General features: G+C 42.9%; 3 protein-coding genes. 2 read left to right on the top strand and 1 reads right to left on the bottom strand.

The genetic code is table 11. The features are described 5' to 3' along the window. Together A3735_RS31115 and A3735_RS18180 are read left to right on the top strand one after the other, a co-directional pair. Nucleotides 1–522: hypothetical protein (locus tag A3735_RS31115; RefSeq protein WP_197485930.1), on the top strand; the 522-nt coding region annotated here is incomplete at its 5' end. 117 nt (nt 523–639) lie between these two features. Beyond that, complete coding sequence (locus tag A3735_RS18180; protein ID WP_068508004.1) at nt 640–858, top strand: hypothetical protein; 219 nt, start codon at nt 640–642, stop codon at nt 856–858. A 38-nt stretch (nt 859–896) separates the two neighbouring features. Here the strand turns inward: A3735_RS18180 and A3735_RS18175 are convergent. Continuing rightward, nucleotides 897–1,261 (bottom strand): MmcQ/YjbR family DNA-binding protein (locus A3735_RS18175; protein WP_068638423.1); only part of this gene is annotated, 365 nt, incomplete at its 5' end.

Below are 1,261 nucleotides of genomic sequence, written 5' to 3'. Positions count from 1 at the left end.
GAACCAGTCAAAGGTAGTTTAACAAACTACGGCTTCCCTTGCGGAAAAACCAATGGTGTCAAAAAGAAAAAGTGTCTGAGTAAGGTTGTCGGTGCACGCTTCTACTTAGATAATGCTTCCGGGGAGCAAGTCGCAGTTATAAGCTCTCATTTTCTATCGAAGCGAAATGATAGCAAGAGCAAGCGCTTAAAGCGTGAAAGCCAGGCATTGGCGCTGTCGAAAGCCGTTGAACGCGAAGCAAACGATTTTTCCTCGACTAAAGTCGCGAAGGTTATTGCTTTAGGGGATTTTAACGATACAGCGAACTCTACAGTGTTGAAGTTGTTACGAGCTAAAGGCTCCTTATTATCAGCCAGTAGTTGCAGAATGCAAGACAGTATAGAATCTCACTCAAAACCCAAGCACCGCAAGAAGTCTCTAGTTGACCATATTTTGTATCGTGGGTTGACCTGTCTTGATGATTACGCGGTGTCCACCGGCAGCTACTCAGATCATCCAGCGATTGTTGCTATTTTACGTTAACGCCAATTGCTAAGCTTGCAAGCGTTCAAATTGCTTAACTACTTAAATCTTTTGTTTGCGCAAGTATTATCTGCGATTATTATTCGGAGATAGAATTGTTTTAAGAGGGAGTGGTAAATGGTGCTGTTCTGGCCAATTCAGCAAGAGCTTGATTGCATAAGTAATAGCGGTCAAATTCTGGGTAAAATAAAATTTGACGGAGATAAAGAAGAGTACAGATTTTATCCCAATAATGAGTCGCTTGCCTTATCAGGCGCCGAGCAAACCATGATTAATGAGCGAATATCGGGTCTCGAGTCGGGGAAGTATATAATTCCTATGCAGGATGATGATTAATTTGCTGGCTGGTAAGAATACAGACTAGCCTGTCTTCGCTAATCTTTGTACAAAGCTTCTTTTCCATAACTCAGTTCCAAGGCTTGGCGTTCGGCTTTTCTCAGCTTTTTTACGACAAGTTTGTAGGAGTGGTCGATCATTCGTTCAATTTCACCGACAGGGATGCTTCCGTCAAGAATTACGGTATTCCAGTGGAGTTTGTTCATGTGGTAACCGGGCTTTACGGCTTCAAAAAGGTCGCGTAGCTCGTTTGCTTGATCTGGGTCGCACTTTAGGTTCATTTGGGCAATGTTGTCATTAACGCCAAGCGTAGCAAACATCTTAGCCTTAATTTTCGGAACCATAACATCTGGGCCAAAAGGGTAGTCTTCTCTGGCTTCAGGTTTTGATAGTAAGTACTGTT

The sequence above is a fragment of the Oleiphilus sp. HI0061 genome, assembly GCF_001635675.1.
The sequence above is the reverse complement of the archived record's forward strand: the minus strand, read 5'-3'. Positions and strand labels throughout refer to the sequence as shown.